The sequence below is a fragment of the Paenibacillus baimaensis genome (assembly GCF_025567575.1).
Genome location: NZ_JAOQIO010000125.1, coordinates 1 through 16,705 on the forward strand (window position 1 = coordinate 1; position 16,705 = coordinate 16,705).

14 protein-coding genes are annotated in these 16,705 nt (G+C 44.2%); 11 read left to right on the top strand and 3 right to left on the bottom strand.

The window, feature by feature from the left end:
* Window positions 1–411: 411 nt before the first annotated feature.
* Both OB236_RS38810 and OB236_RS38815 read right to left on the bottom strand, forming a co-directional pair.
* The gene (locus OB236_RS38810; RefSeq protein ID WP_262688824.1) at window positions 412–1,173 is read right to left on the bottom strand and encodes an SDR family oxidoreductase; all 762 of its coding nucleotides are present in this window, start codon (window positions 1,171–1,173) and stop codon (window positions 412–414) included.
* Between the two features lie 30 nt (window positions 1,174–1,203).
* Window positions 1,204–1,572 (bottom strand): MerR family transcriptional regulator, encoded by a 369-nt coding sequence (locus OB236_RS38815; protein ID WP_076236170.1) that lies wholly within the window; start codon window positions 1,570–1,572, stop codon window positions 1,204–1,206.
* Between the two features lie 302 nt (window positions 1,573–1,874).
* On the opposite strand from OB236_RS38815, the gene OB236_RS38820 reads away from it, so the two are divergent.
* The 4 genes from OB236_RS38820 to OB236_RS38835 all read left to right on the top strand — a co-directional run bounded on the left by OB236_RS38820 (window position 1,875) and on the right by OB236_RS38835 (window position 5,600).
* Window positions 1,875–3,065 (top strand): macrolide family glycosyltransferase, encoded by a 1,191-nt coding sequence (locus tag OB236_RS38820; RefSeq protein WP_262688825.1) that lies wholly within the window; start codon window positions 1,875–1,877, stop codon window positions 3,063–3,065.
* A gap of 77 nt (window positions 3,066–3,142) precedes the next feature.
* Window positions 3,143–3,553 (top strand): GNAT family N-acetyltransferase, encoded by a 411-nt coding sequence (locus tag OB236_RS38825; protein ID WP_262688826.1) that lies wholly within the window; start codon window positions 3,143–3,145, stop codon window positions 3,551–3,553.
* 36 nt (window positions 3,554–3,589) lie between these two features.
* Entirely contained in the window at window positions 3,590–4,429 is an 840-nt protein-coding gene (locus OB236_RS38830) for a helix-turn-helix transcriptional regulator (protein WP_262688827.1), read from the top strand.
* A gap of 205 nt (window positions 4,430–4,634) precedes the next feature.
* A complete protein-coding gene (locus OB236_RS38835) occupies window positions 4,635–5,600 on the top strand; it encodes an aldo/keto reductase (RefSeq protein WP_262689077.1) in 966 nt (321 codons plus the stop codon).
* 178 nt (window positions 5,601–5,778) lie between these two features.
* On the opposite strand, the gene OB236_RS38840 is transcribed toward OB236_RS38835, so the two are convergent.
* Window positions 5,779–7,455 (bottom strand): hypothetical protein, encoded by a 1,677-nt coding sequence (locus OB236_RS38840; protein WP_262688828.1) that lies wholly within the window; start codon window positions 7,453–7,455, stop codon window positions 5,779–5,781.
* A 635-nt stretch (window positions 7,456–8,090) separates the two neighbouring features.
* Between OB236_RS38840 and OB236_RS38845 the strand changes: the two genes are divergently transcribed.
* From OB236_RS38845 to OB236_RS38875, 7 genes are all read left to right on the top strand, one after another.
* The gene (locus OB236_RS38845) at window positions 8,091–8,789 is read left to right on the top strand and encodes a fibronectin type III domain-containing protein (RefSeq protein WP_262688829.1); all 699 of its coding nucleotides are present in this window, start codon (window positions 8,091–8,093) and stop codon (window positions 8,787–8,789) included.
* Window positions 8,719–9,189, top strand: a complete 471-nt coding sequence (locus OB236_RS38850; RefSeq protein WP_262688830.1) for an S-layer homology domain-containing protein — start codon at window positions 8,719–8,721, stop codon at window positions 9,187–9,189. The genes OB236_RS38845 and OB236_RS38850 overlap by 71 nt, the downstream gene beginning before the upstream one ends.
* A gap of 328 nt (window positions 9,190–9,517) precedes the next feature.
* Window positions 9,518–11,335 carry a cache domain-containing sensor histidine kinase gene (locus OB236_RS38855; protein WP_262688831.1) on the top strand — a complete coding sequence of 606 codons (1,818 nt, stop codon included), beginning with the start codon at window positions 9,518–9,520 and terminating at the stop codon, window positions 11,333–11,335.
* Window positions 11,336–11,376: 41 nt separating this feature from the next.
* Window positions 11,377–12,960 carry a response regulator gene (locus OB236_RS38860; RefSeq protein ID WP_262688832.1) on the top strand — a complete coding sequence of 528 codons (1,584 nt, stop codon included), beginning with the start codon at window positions 11,377–11,379 and terminating at the stop codon, window positions 12,958–12,960.
* Between the two features lie 175 nt (window positions 12,961–13,135).
* Window positions 13,136–14,017 carry an ABC transporter permease gene (locus tag OB236_RS38865; RefSeq protein WP_408638577.1) on the top strand — a complete coding sequence of 294 codons (882 nt, stop codon included), beginning with the start codon at window positions 13,136–13,138 and terminating at the stop codon, window positions 14,015–14,017.
* A gap of 2 nt (window positions 14,018–14,019) precedes the next feature.
* Window positions 14,020–14,889, top strand: a complete 870-nt coding sequence (locus tag OB236_RS38870; RefSeq protein WP_262688834.1) for a carbohydrate ABC transporter permease — start codon at window positions 14,020–14,022, stop codon at window positions 14,887–14,889.
* Between the two features lie 67 nt (window positions 14,890–14,956).
* Window positions 14,957–16,540: a type 2 periplasmic-binding domain-containing protein gene (locus OB236_RS38875; protein ID WP_262688835.1), complete on the top strand. Its 1,584-nt coding sequence runs from the start codon at window positions 14,957–14,959 to the stop codon at window positions 16,538–16,540.
* The last annotated feature ends 165 nt before the right edge of the window (window positions 16,541–16,705 follow it).

Genomic DNA, 16,705 nt, shown 5'->3' on the forward strand with positions numbered 1-16,705 from the left:
ACGATGGAAGAAGCACTGTTTTTATGAACCGACCGCGGAAGAATGTGAAAATGTATATAATACATTTTAATTTAATAAACGAAAAGAACTCAGGATCTCTTAACCTGACTTGTCACAGCCATGTGTCGGTTGACAAGAACTTTATCTCATGAAGTGCCGCGTAAATCGCGGCTTCTTTGGGTTTAGTGGAATAAAGTTGTTGTCGGGTTAGAGATTGAACTAGCGGAGAACGATGCTTCAAAAACAACCAGAACGCGGCAGCCGTGTTGTGTTTATGGGCAGCTTAGTTGAATCAGGGAGAACTATAATAAGAAAACTCGCCAACATTGCGGCGAGTTTTGCTTTTTTGTATATGCCAATAACAAATTCAAAACACGGTACACATTGTTACCACTTTATTCGCAGTTATGGTCATTCCATTGTGCTTTTCATTGCCTTGTACATATTTTCTACGTGTTTGTCAACATCATCCCGTGACATGCGTAAGCGATCCACGGAAGTACCATATCCAATTTCCTTTTTACCCTCTTCTAGTCCTTTGAAAATTCCATCTGCGAAGGCGTCTAGTGGTTCTCCATGCACATGTAACCCCGCTCCACCTAAATCTGTATTCACTGCTGGAGGAGCAACTTCAATGACTTCTACAGACGTTTCAGAAAGTTGGTGTCTTAGACTCACTGTAAATGAATGAAGCGCCGCTTTTGTTGCTGAATAAATCGGAGCGATCACAAACGGTGTAAAAGCTAGCCCGGATGTCACGTTAATGATAGCTGCCTCTTCTTTTGCTGCAAAATATGGAGCGAACAGCATAGAGAGATGGAAAGGTGCTTCAATGTTGGTTGTGATTTCTTTACTGAAATAACTCCAATTGTTTTTCGCGTCCGCTTGTAACACATTAAAGCGTTGTTGGATCCCTGCATTGTTAACTAATACATTCACTTCTGGATAGTTCGCTGTTACCCAATCAAACAAGGCAACACGCTCGGATTCAATATCCAAATCACTTACACGAGTAATAAGACTTGGGAATTTTTCTTTCGCATTTTGAAGAATATGTTCACGTCGTCCACTAACAATGACTGTATTTTCAGCTTTGATAAAACGTTCTGCAAAAGCTAATCCTATCCCAGCACTTCCGCCGGTAATAAGTATTGTATTTCCTGAAAGCTTCATGATCGTTCCTCTTCTCCATTATTTTTCGTCTTATTTATGTTGAATGCGTTGGGTATAACGTGTAATTTTTACTTGAATTCCCTTTAGGGATTCTGTCATCGATGATATTTCAGCTAGCACAGCTTGCTTGTGATGATTCATCATTTCAAGCCGCAGTTCAATAGTTTTGTCTCCTTCTACCACCCAATCGATATATTGCTTAATATCACTTATTGGCATGTGCGTGCTTTTTAAACAAATAACGGTTTCGAGGAGCGAAATTTGATCTTCTGAAAATAACCGTCTACCAGCTGCATCACGCTCGATTAATGGTAGTAATCCTTTTTTTTCATAATAACGTAACGTTGATTCAGGAATATTGAATTTGGTGGCAGCTTCGCTAATTGAACAATATTTCATTTGGAGACCTCCAAAATATATCTTACTACGTCGACAGGAATATCATACGACTTAAACCTTGGTTTAAGTCAACAAAAAATATTAACGGGTACTATGAGGGGCTTGCTTCGCGGCATCTCCTCTTTTGTTTAATAAACTAACAGCTAGAATAGAGGAATAATATGGTGATCAACATTTTGAAATTTTCAAGTATTGTACTATGATAAACTTAACTTAATTCCATTATTTGATCTGAGCGATGGTAGGGGAAGCCCCTTACTCTTACACAATTTAGAGAATAGTATACCTAAGGAGTGATAGAAATGGCGCGTGTTTTATTTATTAATGGTGGATCAGAAGGACATATCAATCCAACTATTGGAGTTGTGCAAGAGCTTATTTCGCGTGGAGAAGAGGTTGTATACTTTTGTATAGAAGCTTTTCGGGAGCGTATTGAGAAGACGGGAGCTTCCGTACGAACATTTGACGATCAAAAATTTATAAAAGCCTTCATCTCAGGTGGAAGAAACTATTTACTCGAAAGAATCAACGGTCTTTTACTTACGACAGATATAGTCATACCAAGCGTTCTTGAACAGATCAAAGGAGAGCGTTTTGATTACATCATCCATGATTCCATGTTTGGTTGTGGTCGTTTACTTGCTCAAATTCTTAAGCTTCCCGCAATCAATTCCTGTACTTCTTTTGCGCAGACAGAAGCTTCATTCGATAAAATGATGGAACAACTTTCCACAAAAGTCCCTACAGAAATAGTTGATAAATTTCAGAGCCTGATGGGAATGGTGAAGGAACAATATGATGTGGAGATCCATTCTCCTTACGAAGTTTTTTGTAATCCTGCACCACTTACAATCGTTTATACAACTAGGGAGTTTCAACCATTTGGAGAAGCATTCGACCAAACTTACAAATTTGTAGGTCCATCCATCTCCTCACGATTAACTCAAGAAAACTTCGACCTTACTGCAATCAAGGAGAAGAGCCCAATTTACATTTCACTGGGCACTGTCTTCAACCAAGCAATTGATTTCTATAAGCTTTGTTTGGAGGCATTGGGGAACACGGATCATACTATTGTCATGTCTATTGGGAATAAAGCTCAAATTTCTGATTTAGGGGAAATTCCTAAAAACTTCATCGTAAAAAATTATGTTCCACAAACTGATGTATTGAAATACACCAAATTATTTATTACGCATGGTGGAATGAACAGTACCAATGAAGGTCTCTATTACGGGGTTCCGCTAATTGTAATCCCACAAAGCGCGGATCAGCCGATAATTGCCGGGCAAGTTGTTAATATCGGAGCAGGCATTAAATTACAAATGCAAAGCTTGACAGCAAATCAACTACGTGAAGCCGTAGATCATGTGTTAAACCTCTCATCTTTCAATAAAGCTTCTGCACAAATTAGGGAATCCTTTCAAAGATCAGGTGGATATCACCAAGCTGTTGATGAGATTTTCGAATTTAAAAGTCGATATCATATCTAAATTTTATTAGCTACTCTTATTGTTAACTTTTTCTCAGCGGTTACTACAACTTCTTTTGTACATGCAGGGGGATAAATATGAAAATTGTTGTTGCAACGGATTCAGACTATGGGTACATACGAGACCGTGACCATCATATTCTAGAGAGCTTAATATTGCCAAAAATAAAAGAAAATCAAATATACATGCTGCGCAACCAGATTGAAAGTAATATCGGATGGATGAGGTATGGATATTTCTGGGATAACACACCTTTCATGAATATGATTTGGATCGACGAACAATATCGAGGCAAGGGTGTAGGCAAGCAAGTCGTTCACTTTTGGGAAGATGAAATGAAACAAAAGGGTTTCAAATTGGTCATGACGTCAACTCTGGCTAATGAAGAGGCACAGCACTTTTATAGAAAGTTAGGATACCGGGATGCAGGATGTTTATTACTGGAAAATGAGCCATTGGAAATCATGCTAACTAAAATAATAATTTAAATAAAAATTTAATTACGGACACAAGAGGTGATTTCAATGCTCAACCGAAACGGCATTAACGGCAAAATCGTTAGCACGGACATGAATAGCACTCGTGCCAAAACGCTGGGCGTTTATCTGAAATCACGCCGGGCCCAGCTGCAGCCGGAACAGGCAGGGCTGACAAGGTCGCATGGCCAGCGCCGAACACCGGGCTTGCGGCGGGAGGAGGTCGCGATTTTGGCAGGAGTTAGTGCGACCTACTATACGTGGCTGGAGCAGGGACGGGAAGTTGCAGTGTCCCGGGATGTAATCGAAAGCATTGGCAGGGCGCTACAGCTGAACCCGGACGAGCATGTGCATTTGCTCGGGCTCTGGAACGCCAACGAGCCAGAAGCGGTGACGTCGATTACAACGGAAGTAAAGCCGCAATGGCAAGAGATCGTTAATCAGATGGCTTTTCCTTGTTTTATCAGCAATGATCGGGCCGAACTGCTGGCATGGAACCGCGCAGTCGATGAACGGATCGCGGATTTTTCGTCGCGACCTCCGGAGCAGCGGAATATGATGTCAATGCTGTTCACTGATCCGGAGATGCGCAGTCGCCTGGTCAACTGGGAAGAGATGGCGGCGCATTCGGTGGCCATTTTCCGTACCTCATACGATAAATACTCGCATGACCCGTGGTTCGCGCAGTTTGTTGCCGAGCTCTCTAGCAAAAGCGCTGAATTTGCAGCCCTGTGGAAGCTGCATCGCGTGGAAATTAAAAAGGTAACACGGGTTTTCTACAGCATGCCCGGCGATAATCAAGTCCTTGCCTATGACATCAATTCGTTGGCATTTACTGTGGATCATTCCGATCTTCATTTGTGCATTTATTCTCCGGCGGCGGACTAGCGTCATACAGGAACTGTGAACTGTCGCCCTGACTGTGTTGTCCATCCTCTTTGCTCCGGGAGTTAATAATTTGCGATCCTGGTAGTCCTGTTACTAGTAAAAGCGTACTGTGGCTGCTCTCGGAAATGTGGTTTAGAATAAGATCATGTTTTAGCGAAGCATATTCGAACTTGCGGAAAAGAGGCTTACTAAGATGGAGAATGAGATGATACAGCGAAAATTGGGCAGTCTCGGGCTTGAAGTGTCAGCCCTTGGTCTTGGCACGATGATGATGCCGGACAACGAAGAGTCGGTACACACCATTCACGGTGCGCTTGATCTTGGTGTCACGCTGTTCGATACGGCGGATATTTACGGTGATGGATTTATGGAAGGAAAGTTCGGCGGTAACGAGCGGATAGTCGGCCGCGCCTTGAAAGGACGTCGGGACAAAGCTGTGATTGCGACCAAATTCGGTATCGTTTCACCGGATCTGAAAGCACACGGACACCCGGCTTATGTCAAAAAATCAGTCGACGCCAGCCTTCTTCAGCTTGGCATCGATTATATCGACCTGTATTATCAGCATCGCATCGATCCGAATACGCCGATCGAGGAGACGGTAGGCGCCATGGCGGAGCTCGTCCAGGAAGGCAAAGTTCGCTATATCGGCCTGTCGGAAGCTACAGCCGATCAGATTCGTCGTGCTCATGCGGTTCATCCGCTCACCGCGGTGGAAACCGAATATTCACTGTGGAGCCGCGAAGTCGAAAACGAGGTGCTGCCGGTGCTGCATGAGCTCGGCATCGGCTTTGTGCCGTACAGTCCGCTCGGACGCGGTTTCCTGACCGGACAAATTCGGACCTTCGACGATCTGCCCGAAAATGACTATCGCCGCTATTTCCCGCGCTTCCAGGGCGACAACTTCACCAAAAATCTGGAGGTCGTAGCCCTGATTGAGCAGTTTGCCGCCCGCAAAGGCTGCACATCGTCACAACTGGCACTCGCTTGGCTGCTCGCGCAGGGCGAGCAGATTGTTCCGATTCCCGGTACGAAGCGGCTGGACCGAGTGCAGGAAAATCTCCGCTCGCTGTATGTGACGATCTCTGCAGAGGAGTTGGCGGAGATCGAACGCATTTCTCCGAAAGGCATCGCAGCGGGAGAGCGCTACCCGACTTTTTTACAAGCTTGATCCCGGTCAGATGAAAGATTAATTGAACTCTTCTAACAATACGGGTGATTATTTAGGATTAGTCGTAAAGAGTTCGAAATGAGTTTATATTTATGCATATAAACCAATAATTATACAAACAGACGGACGATAGCGTTTATCGTCCGTCTGTTTGTATAATGATCGCTAAGGAAGTCTGCTATTCTAACAGATCCTCGATATTCAGTATGATCCCGTTATATTTAGCATATCCATAGCTTTTGGGCTTACCATCTACATCTGTTTCAAACAACAGCCTAGCAGGCGTAGCTCCTCCAGGTACTGAGAATGTTGCTCTAAGATTCATTTCGCCCTGCTTTGTACCGGTCAATTTAATGTTAGCTTCATACCGACTTTCACCGGCATAATTATAATGGACCTTCTCATATCCATTGTAGAAATTCACACCGTCATCACTAAAGTTGACATACTGCGTTTCCGTTTTTCCTGAGTAATTAGGGGAAACATTGTTAAGATAAGATATATAGCCAGAACGTTTTCCCGCAATTTTGCCATCTATATTTGAATAAACGGAATTTAATACGGTTAAGTCTTTAATACCATACGGGATATTATCAGTAGTTGGTTTAATGGGTACAGGTTTTTCTGGTTTATAATCAAGCAGATTCACTTTTCGAAGCCGCTTTTGTGAACCATTGCTGCCTCTAACCATCTCCACCCACATTGCACGTTTTCCATCCGGATGCCAAGACATGGGGGAGCAAAAAATCCAATTCTCATCAGTAGTGAGCTGTACTCCTTGATATCCTGCCTGGTTCATAGAACGATTAATATCTATCAATACCGGACCAATGTTGCCTGCTCTGAACTTGCGTACTCCATCAACTGAATACATATACAGAATCCCATTAAGACCACCTAAGCTCATGGGGCCGTAGGGTCTGGGCATGAGTCCAAATATTGCCGGATCTGTATTTTTTGAAAATCTGGTGCTCATTACGATTCCCAAACGTTCATCAGGTGAGAAAATGGTTGTTTCATCATATCCAGGTGTATGTGTGATTTGGGTAATATTTCCATAAGTCAAATCTTGTACAACTGAATCCGTTGTAGAGTTTTCCTTAGCCCCAACAAGAGATATTGCGTTTCCTCCCTTTACAAACTGTTTCACTTCTCCTCCCCGTACAGGATTCGGAATAATAAAACCTTGGTGATTCGGGTCATTTTTAAAGCCTTGTACTGTGCTAATAATCTGCACGTGTTCGAGAACATAGTTATCCGTTTTACGCTCCAGGACACCTATAAGTGCAGCAGCACTAAAACCCGAACGGAGCATCGTCCAACTCATATGCTTATTGTCAGGTGCAATGATTATTTCTGACCAATGATGGGTTGTGTTTGCATCTTGTTCGAGGATCGATGGAAATACGATTGGAACTAATTTTGTGCTTTTGCAGTTATCAAGATTGGGCATGCATTCAAGCACATAATCTCCCAGCAATACTCGTTTGTTATCCTGAAATGGCATATACCGGATTCCGTTAGCCTTTGGTTTTGTCGGTATTACTCCAGAGAATATCACCTTAAAATTCGTTCCATCATCGCCCAGAACAGCTAAGTTATAAAAGTCGGTAGTATCGATATCGTTCTCTGTTTTATACGAAATAAGCACCTTACCAGAGTATGTGTAAGTACCATCCAGTAATTTCGCATTATTTGGTAATGGAACACTGCTTACATTTATTTTTCCAATTCCATTACTATTATGTTTTTGGCTCGTACTGTCTGAAGCTTCGTTTGAAGCTAATGTTGGTGTTACCACTGATAATAAAAGACTTAGCATAAGCAGGACTGAAATTATTCTTTTCTTCAGCATAATCGCCTCCTAATTTAATCACTCTGATTTTTTAATATTTTCTATCCTTCTTAGCTCTCGTTTCTATTCACCTCCTGCTTTGTATCCGCTTACAAAATATATAATTTGGAAAAAAATTACACAATGGGTCTTTTTTAAGTTTCATCAGGGTCATTTTTAAGGTGATGCCCTCGGTGTGTTTTCTGAATAGTAAAATAGAGTTTTTTTTCTAAACATCTTAAAAATGACCTATTTGAAACATAAATCAGCCCCCTATAAGTAATTTTGCATAAGAGCTATAATTCAAAATTGAAAACAGCAATCTCCAAATGGTTAGTGATAAGATTGTAGCTCATAACGGGGAATATAACACGTCCGTATACCTTAACCAAACAGTTTGCAGTTGTTGGTATTGGCCCATCAACACAAACGTACTGTTAAACAATTCCTTTGAAGATGAGGTAACAGGAGCAAGTCTATCCTGGGTAGTAAACGAGCCACCAGGTACTGCCGTATCCATAGCTAAGGTACCCAGTGTAGTTAACAGCGTGTATCTCTATGACAATTCAACCGTCAACTCTGCCGAGATTTCAAAAACATTTGCAAGTCACTCATCCACACTGAATGCTGAATGGCGCTTTAAAGGGGAAACGGACTTGACGAATATCAGGTTCCAGCTGAGGAATGGAACTACCGTGGCGACAGATGTGTACGTCAATGCTCCCGGTAGTTTGGAGGCAAATGGAGCTGTTATGCAGAAAGTAAACCTTGGTACCTGGTATACTGTAAAGCTGGTAGCAAATCCAGCAGCGAGTAAGTATGATTTATATGTTAACGATACTGTGAAGGCATCAGGGATACCATTTTCGTCACCAGTAACTAGCTTGGATACGATCAGATTCAGTACCGGAGTAGCTAATAAGAACTCACTCTATATCGATGATGTGGCGATTTATGGCATTACTCCGCCGACTTGGGCTAGCAATAAATCTTTAACCTATACGAGTCGTAACACAAACTCCATCAGCCTGTCATGGAGTGGAGTAGACGACACTACGGTAACTTACTATGTCTATAACGGAACATCATTATCCCATACAGTAGCAGGCGCTACTTACGCAACCATCAGTGGTCTGAGCTTCAATACGAACTATGACTTTACCGTTCAGGCAGCAGATGCTTTTGGAAACGTGAGCACAGATGGTCCGACGCTTGCTGTAGCCACGACATCTTCCAGCAGCAGGAGTTCCGGAAGCTCTTCTAGTGGTGGTGGTGTATCGGCAGATGGATCCGGTACTAGCACAAGTGTCATTGTTGGCGCTGATGGTTCGATCACTCGGTCTCAACCCAGTTAAATCCGATTCCTCGTTCACAGATGTGAAGTCTGATGCTTGGTACGCGGCTGCGGTTTCGACTGCCTCGGCCGCCGGTATTATCAACGGTTACGAGAACAACATGTTCCGTCCCGATGTTCAAATTACTCGTGAAGAGCTAGCCTCTATGGTCGTCCGTGCAATGAATTTCGCTGGTGCGAGCATCAAGGTTGCACCAGAGGAACAATCCAGACTGCTTAGTCAATTCAAGGATTCGAGCAAGATTTTCTGGGCACAAAAGGAAATCGCTGCTGCTATCAATACTAAGCTGATCAACGGTCTAGACGATGATATGCTCAGCTCCGACGGTAAAGCAACTCGCGCTCAAACTGCTACAATCTTGAAGCGGTTCTTGAATGCAATCAAGTTCATAAACGAATAATTATCAAGTATTCGTTAAAAATATGTTTAAGTCACAGCTCAATCAATGACTCTGTGTCGAATTTTTTGAAATCACCTAAAATACCTTAGTAAAATCTTAAAAATGACCCTTTGATTTATTAATATTCTTAAAGTATAGTGATTGAAAATGGATGCAAGCATTACCAGGTGAGAAAGCCAATAATATAGCGTAAGGCACAACGACACTTATGGAGTGTCGTTTTGTCGTATGTTAGAAACATGCTCAGAATCGTGCTCTTGGGTAGCGTCCATGCATCACGCCATGTACAATGATAAGAGAAGACGTTAAACCGAGGAAGGGCTGGAATATGGAGCACAATAGTTGGATACGAAAGGCAGTTTTAATGATAAAAAACATGAAGTTCCAAAACAAATTAATGGCAGGATATCTTCTGGTCTGTGTCATTCCACTGTTGAGTGTAAGCGTGATCATTTTCCATCAATCGACTGCGGGGCTGGAGGATTCTTCCCAGGATTTCGCTGCTCTGTATACGTCCCAGATAAGGACTTCATTGAATGAATTCATGAAAGAATATGACAAGGTCACGAAGTCGGTACTGGTCGACAACGAATTCATCTATGGGCTCGGAGAAGAGAAGGAGCGGTCCATGGATGAATTGGTACTCCAGAAGGTTGCCATCCAGAGGCTGCTGATGCGGGTTGCTTTGCTCAAACCGGAGATGGGTACAGTGATGTTAATCAGCCGTGACAACAGCGTATACCAGTATACCACTGCTACAAGCATGGTGAATGAGAACGCACTATTGTCCCAGGAGTGGTACAAGCAGCTTCGCAGCTCAGACGATACGTTTTTTATTTCCGGGTTACACGACCGATCCTATTACGAGGCTAAAGAGGAAGGAGCCGTAGTGACGGTGGGAAGGGTACTGTTCAGCTCTGGCGGGGCTTATGCGGGGATACTTCTGATCGACCTGGACCCATTCACGCTGCTGCAGCTTGATCATGCCTTCGTCTTGGCTCGGGACAAATACGGCATGCGTGTCATCCTAAGCAATCGTCAAGGGGAAATCGTCTACCATTCCGACGCTGCCAGCGGTCGGCTGTCCTGGAAGCAGGTGTTGGAGTCCGGTGCGGATTACTTGAAGGATGACGCCAGTAATGACCGGATTATTTTGTCAGGAAGCACCCAATTAGGTAATCTATTTATTAGAACTGAGATTCCCCGCGAACTGCTGCTCCAGAAGATCAATCAGATCAAAGGAGTAACCGTGATCGTGATCCTGACGAGCATTCTGGTCATAACTCTTATCTCACTTGGTTTAAGCTACACGATAACCAAGCCAATCAAGGCGCTCCGCAGGAGCATGAAGCAGGCAGAAGCAGGTCAATACATGCCCATTGAGAAAGACCAGACCCATGACGAGATAGGAAGTCTGGTACACAGTTACAATAAGATGATTGTAACGATCCGAGCCTTGATTGAAGATGTGTACATCGCAGAGATCAAGCATCGTAAGGCCAAATTCATCGCGCTCCAGAATCAGATCAACCCCCACATGCTGTACAATACATTGGAATCCATCCGCATGAAGGCGCTGATGAAAGATGACGAGGAGACCGCCAATATGATTAAGATTTTGGCGCGGATGTTTAGGCTAGTCTTAGGCAAGGAAGGCAGGCAGCATTCGGTGAAGCATGAATTGGAATATACGACCAATTATGTGCAGCTTCAGAATATCCGTTTCGATAATAAATTCCGCTTGGATATTAGGATTGCCGAGGAGATGCTGCAGTGCAGTATCATCCCACTGGTATTCCAGCCTATTGTGGAGAACAGCATCAACCATGGATTCCAAGACTACGGCCGGACCATGAATATCGAGATTGAAGGCGTTTGGACGGAAGATGAGGAAATCCTGATCCGGATTACGGACGACGGGGTCGGCATGACTTTGGACAAACAGGAGGAGCTTCATGCTCTCTTGGGAGGGGCGGATTCGGACAAATATAAGCTGGAAAAGATGGATGAACCGGAGGGTAAAGGGTTAGGTCTAAAAAATATTGCAGAACGTATCAAGCTCCATTATGGAGAGCGGTATTATTTATCGATTCATCCTGGAGTCGAGAACGGAACGACTGTTGAGATTTTAATTCCCAAGATCTGAAACAATGTGTTAGTTGGAAATGGAAAGGGTGGGTGCTTGGGATGAAGTTGATCCTGGTAGACGACGAGAAAATTATTGTCGACGGTCTAAAAAAAATGATTGGCCGCTATATTCCGGAGTGCGAGGTTGTCGGCGTAGCATATAATGGCTTGGAAGGGTTTAAATTAATTCAAAAACGGCAGCCTGACATTGTCATCACTGATATACGGATGCCGCAGGCGGACGGTCTGGACATGATCAAAATGCTGAAAGACGCGGACAGCCAGGCTAAATTCATTCTCTTGAGTGGATATGCAGACTTCGAATACGCTCGAAGAGGCATGCAACTGGGGGTGCAATTCTACATCAACAAGCCTGTGGAGGAATTGGAACTGCGCGATTGTGTTTGTCAGGTCATGGAGGTGATCCGTGCGAACAGGGCCAAACTTCAGGAAGTGGACGATTTGAAGCATGAGGTCCACAGCCGTATTCAGGAGAGTGCCTTGAAGGACATCCTTGAAATTGGCAGCGAAAGTACGGACCTTGTGGGAGAGCTGCTTAAAATCGCGCAAATTCCAGCAGAGGGTGCCCGTTTCGTATGCGCCCTGCTTGAATTTGACGGTAGCGTCGATGGCTTGAAGGAATTTGGTCTTCAACCGCTATATCGCCATATAGACCGATTCCTGGGACAGTACCGGGGGGTGTACCGCTTTCGTTATTGGGGAGCCCAAGTTGCTGTGGTGATTACACACGGTGGAGTAATCGATTATGGGGAACTGATCCGTGCGATCCATCGTCTGAAGGAAGCGGTGTTTCGGGAGTTGAAGATGTCCATGGCCGTCGGAATCGGTACAGTGCAGGAACGTGCAGCGGGAATCAGCCAATCCTTTGAGGAAGCCCGTTATGCATTAAACTACAAGGTCATTAAGGGAATGGACGCCGTGATCCCGTTTCTCGAGATCATAAGCCTGACAGGGCAGCACCACACGGTTCCTGATGAAATGATTGCCAAGCTGGAATCCGGCCTCGACAACATGGACGAAGAGGGATGTGTGGGCATCATCCGTGAGATCTTCCAGGGGATGGAGGCTGATCGCGGCATAAGTCCGGCAAATCTCCAGCTTCAGTGCCTAAACATCCTTTTATCAAGCGCAAGGAAAATGTCCTTCCAGCAGCTGCAGCAGAACGACTTCCTGGGGCGCAATATTCTGTCTCTGGAGGGCATCTCGAGGTTTCGGACATTGGAGCGTCTTGAGGAATGGATGATTCAAGTCATCCGGGGAATTATTACGTTCAAGCTGGAGCACAATATTCCCAAGAAGAAGGATATCATCGCCGAGATCAAGGAATACGTATCAAATCATTACAACGAACCGATCAGCCTTGCAGACCTATCCGCTCGTTTTTTCATAAGCCCCTATTATTTAAGTCAGTTGTTCAAGCAAAAAACGGGGGATACCTATATGAATTTTTTGACGCAGATTCGAATTAGCAAAGCGAAGGAGCTGCTGGAGAAAACGGATCTGAAGGTTTATGAAATCTGCCGGCTGGTTGGATATTCGGATACACAGCATTTTGCTCGGCTATTTGAGAAATTGACAGGCTATAGGCCAAGTGAATACCGCAAGAATCCCCCAAGTGCCTAATCGCAAGAAGTCCTTTCGCTGTTCCTACGGTGAAAGGACTTTTTCGTATCTATAAAATGACCTTGTCGAAACTTAAAAACGTCCCATTGAAGGGCATTCATCTTAGAGAGTATACTGTGTAAGCGAATACAACTAGACGCGAGGGGGGAATACATTGCTTAAAGGCAAAATTCAAATGAATGTTTTTTGGCCACTCTATGTGATGGCCATTCCGGGTATCATTTTTCTCATCATTTTCAAGTACATTCCGTTATTAGGCTCTGTGATCGCCTTTAAGGATTATTCGGTGTTCAAAGGGTTTATCGATAGTCCTTGGGTAGGTTTTAAGCATTTTGAGAAGCTTCTCCATTATCCGGATTTCGTCCGTGTGTTTGGAAATACGTTGATGCTCGGCTTTCTGAAAATCGTGCTGGTGTTTCCGATTCCGATCCTGCTGGCGCTGATGATTAATGAAATTCGGAAATCCGCGCTAAAGAAAGGTATTCAGACTGCGCTATATATCCCCCATTTTTTATCGTGGGTCATCGTGTCAGGCATTGTGTTTGACATCTTCTCCTTAAGTGGATTGTTCAACATAGTCTTGGGATGGTTCGGGCACGATCCAATTTTGGCTATGCAAGATAGCGCTTACTTCCGAACTGTTTACGTGCTGACTGCCATTTGGCGGGATGCTGGATGGGGGACCGTTGTGTATATGGCAGCGATCAGCGCCATCGACCCGCAATTATATGAATCGGCCATGATGGATGGTGCATCCCGATTCAAACAGATTCGACATATTACGTTTCCGCTGCTTTTGCCTACGGTACTGGTTCTGTTTTTGCTGGAAATCGGAAACTTCCTGGACTTGGGCTTTGATCAAGTGTTCAATCTCTTGACACCAATGACATACAGCGTAGGGGATATCCTCGATACGTATGTGTTCCGCACAGGTATCCAGCAAGCGCAATACAGCTTCGCAACGGCAGTTGGTTTGTTCCAGTCTGTTATCGGATTTATTCTGGTTTACATGTTCAATCGGTTGTCGAAAAAAGTTTCAGATGGGGGGTTGTGGTAGATATGTTTGAATCTAAGGGAGAAAAAGCTTTTGTAGCAGGCATCACGACCCTTCTTCTGCTATTATCGTTCATTGCGATCGTTCCGCTGCTGTCCGTCATCTCGATTTCTTTTAGCTCGAAAAGTGCTGTTGTGCAAAATCTGGTGTCTATCTGGCCGAAGGAGTTCACCTTGGATTCTTGGGGCTATATTATTGACCGTCCTGATTTGTGGAAGTCATTCTTCCTCACACTAGGTTCAACTGTGATTGGCACGGCTTTGGCTCTATTCATTACAGCCTTGCTCGCTTATCCGCTTTCGAAGCCGGAGTTCCGCTGGGGTTCCGTGATCATGGTGGGTGTGGTCATCGCCATGATTTTCAAGGCTCCGATCATTCCTTATTTCCTTACTGTACGTGGTATAGGCCTGTATAATAATCCGTTGGTCTTGATCGTGCCGCATATCCTGAATCCATTTAATCTGATCATCATGAGGAGCTTCTTCAAGGAGTTCTCTAAGGAACTGGAGGAAGCGGCTATGATCGAAGGCTGCGGTTACTTTCGACTACTATTCCAATTCGTTCTTCCGCTGTCCAAGGCCGTACTTGCTACACTAGCACTGTTCTACGCGGTGGTCATTTGGAACCAGTTTCAGACGCCGTTATTATTTCTCCAAAATACGGACTGGTTCCCGTTACAGATGAAGATCCGCCAGTTCATCACCGATGATAACATGATCATTCCAGGAGCCGCTTCAACGGCTGACTTTAATTTTAACGAAAGAACGTTAAGATCGGCGACGGTTATCTTTGCCATCATTCCGATCATTGTAGTTTATCCTTTCTTGCAAAAGTATTTCGTTAAAGGAGCCATGATCGGCTCTGTAAAAGGATAATTTCATTTGGTTTTAAGGCATAATGAGCCTAGAACATATAATGTCGATTTCAAGGGGGAAACATGACATGGCTATTAGAAAATTTGGGGTACTGGCACTAACAGGCGCCCTTGCCGCTACAGTTATTGCCGGCTGCAGCAGCAATACGGATAAATCCGCTGCTTCTTCACCTGATCCAGGACAAAGCGCTGCGCCAAAGGCAGAGGAAATTGTTGATCTTGAAGTATGGGCAGGTAATAATGGCTTTAAACCAATTACAAAAGGCAGCAAACTTTATGAATTTTATAAAGCAAAGCTGGGAGTCGGCATTATCCAACCCTATGTGGAATGGAATGGTGGAACAAACTACCTTAACCAACTGAACCTGAAGATCGCCGCTAACGAAATGCCAGACGTGTTCTTGCCCTTTCAGGGTATCGAAGACAGTTTAGCTAAAAATGGCGCAATCGCTGATCTAACCGACCTTCTGCCGAAATATGCACCTAACGTATGGAATGAAATTCCGAAGGATGTGTGGGATGTAGTTAGGGCGAACGACCCCACTGGACAGGGGAAAATTTATTATATCCCCAATGTGTTGAATTATGGAAGAACAGCTAGTTTAATTCGCAAAGATTGGCTGGACAAGCTGAGTTTGCCAATGCCAAAAACCCAGGACGATTACGTGAAGACGCTGGAGGCTTTCCGGGATAAAGACCCAAATGGAGACGGCCAAAAGAATGAAATTCCAACAGGTGGTCGGGAGAATATCACCTGGATGGATCAGTTGTTCGCTATGTACGGTGTGGCGACGGTTGAAGGCAGGCCGGATTGGGATATTTACGATGGTAAACTGACTTATTCCGCTGTTTCGCCGAATATGAAGGCTGCTTTAGAGTTCATTGCCAAGCTGTATAAGGACGGATTGATCGACAAGGAATCGCTTCTAAACAACAAGGCCAAATGGGAAGGCAAAATTGATAGCAACCTCGTCGGTAATTACTTCCATTGGGTAGAAAGTGTTCACGAGCGTCTGGAGCCTATTTATAAAAACAAAGGTGTCAAAGCAGATTTCTCCGTGCTCCCAATCCCTGAGGTCTCCGGTTATAAGGGTTTCTATACTTGGAAGAGGGTACAGGACGCAGCTTGGGTCGTTAAGAACAATAAGGATCAGAACAGGTTGATGGCTTCCTTGAAGCTATTGAATAACATGTATGACAAGAATAATCGGAAAGACCTTTATTTGGGCGTAGAAGGCATGCATTATGCGGTGAAAGACGGTATAGCTGCCAGACTTCCGGAAGATAAGAGTACTCAGGAGAACTTATTCCTTCAGCCGTATCAAAATATTGCTAGTGCCGATTTCACATCGGAAATCATCAAGAGCACTAGCTCTGCGGATAGAACTTGGGCGACTGATCAAGAGATTCGAAATATCAAGGATGCACAGAAATACGTGAAAATCATTGCCGGTGACGGGATGCCACCAAGCGTCTACGCAGACTTTGCTGATATCAACAATCGCATTCTTTATGTAGAATATGCCAGTAAAATCATCCTTGGCCAGTACCCGATCAGCAAATTCGATGAATTCGTAGAGAAGTGGAACAAATCAGGCGGTGAAGAAGTCACAAAGCGTGCCAGAGATTGGTATGCGAAGGTGAAGAAGTAATCACCCGGAAATGAATGCATGTTAGGCTCGGAGCAGCTGGTACACCAAGTTGCTCCGATTATTTTCCATTCCCAGTTACCGCTACAAACGTTTTTTACGCAATTGGCGAACATAATGCACTGTGCTTCGCTCCTTTCGGTATCGAAGACTTACTTGCTCCGGCTT

Bases quoted from the DNA above. Each gene is read 5' to 3' on its own strand.
- OB236_RS38810 (WP_262688824.1), bottom strand. From the start codon at position 1,173: ATGAAGCTTTCAGGAAATACAATACTTATTACCGGCGGAAGTGCTGGG.
- OB236_RS38815 (WP_076236170.1), bottom strand. From the start codon at position 1,572: ATGAAATATTGTTCAATTAGCGAAGCTGCCACCAAATTCAATATTCCT.
- OB236_RS38820 (WP_262688825.1), top strand. From the start codon at position 1,875: ATGGCGCGTGTTTTATTTATTAATGGTGGATCAGAAGGACATATCAAT.
- OB236_RS38825 (WP_262688826.1), top strand. From the start codon at position 3,143: ATGAAAATTGTTGTTGCAACGGATTCAGACTATGGGTACATACGAGAC.
- OB236_RS38830 (WP_262688827.1), top strand. From the start codon at position 3,590: ATGCTCAACCGAAACGGCATTAACGGCAAAATCGTTAGCACGGACATG.
- OB236_RS38835 (WP_262689077.1), top strand. From the start codon at position 4,635: ATGATACAGCGAAAATTGGGCAGTCTCGGGCTTGAAGTGTCAGCCCTT.
- OB236_RS38840 (WP_262688828.1), bottom strand. From the start codon at position 7,455: ATGCTGAAGAAAAGAATAATTTCAGTCCTGCTTATGCTAAGTCTTTTA.
- OB236_RS38850 (WP_262688830.1), top strand. From the start codon at position 8,719: ATGGATCCGGTACTAGCACAAGTGTCATTGTTGGCGCTGATGGTTCGA.
- OB236_RS38855 (WP_262688831.1), top strand. From the start codon at position 9,518: ATGGAGCACAATAGTTGGATACGAAAGGCAGTTTTAATGATAAAAAAC.
- OB236_RS38860 (WP_262688832.1), top strand. From the start codon at position 11,377: ATGAAGTTGATCCTGGTAGACGACGAGAAAATTATTGTCGACGGTCTA.
- OB236_RS38865 (WP_408638577.1), top strand. From the start codon at position 13,136: ATGAATGTTTTTTGGCCACTCTATGTGATGGCCATTCCGGGTATCATT.
- OB236_RS38870 (WP_262688834.1), top strand. From the start codon at position 14,020: ATGTTTGAATCTAAGGGAGAAAAAGCTTTTGTAGCAGGCATCACGACC.
- OB236_RS38875 (WP_262688835.1), top strand. From the start codon at position 14,957: ATGGCTATTAGAAAATTTGGGGTACTGGCACTAACAGGCGCCCTTGCC.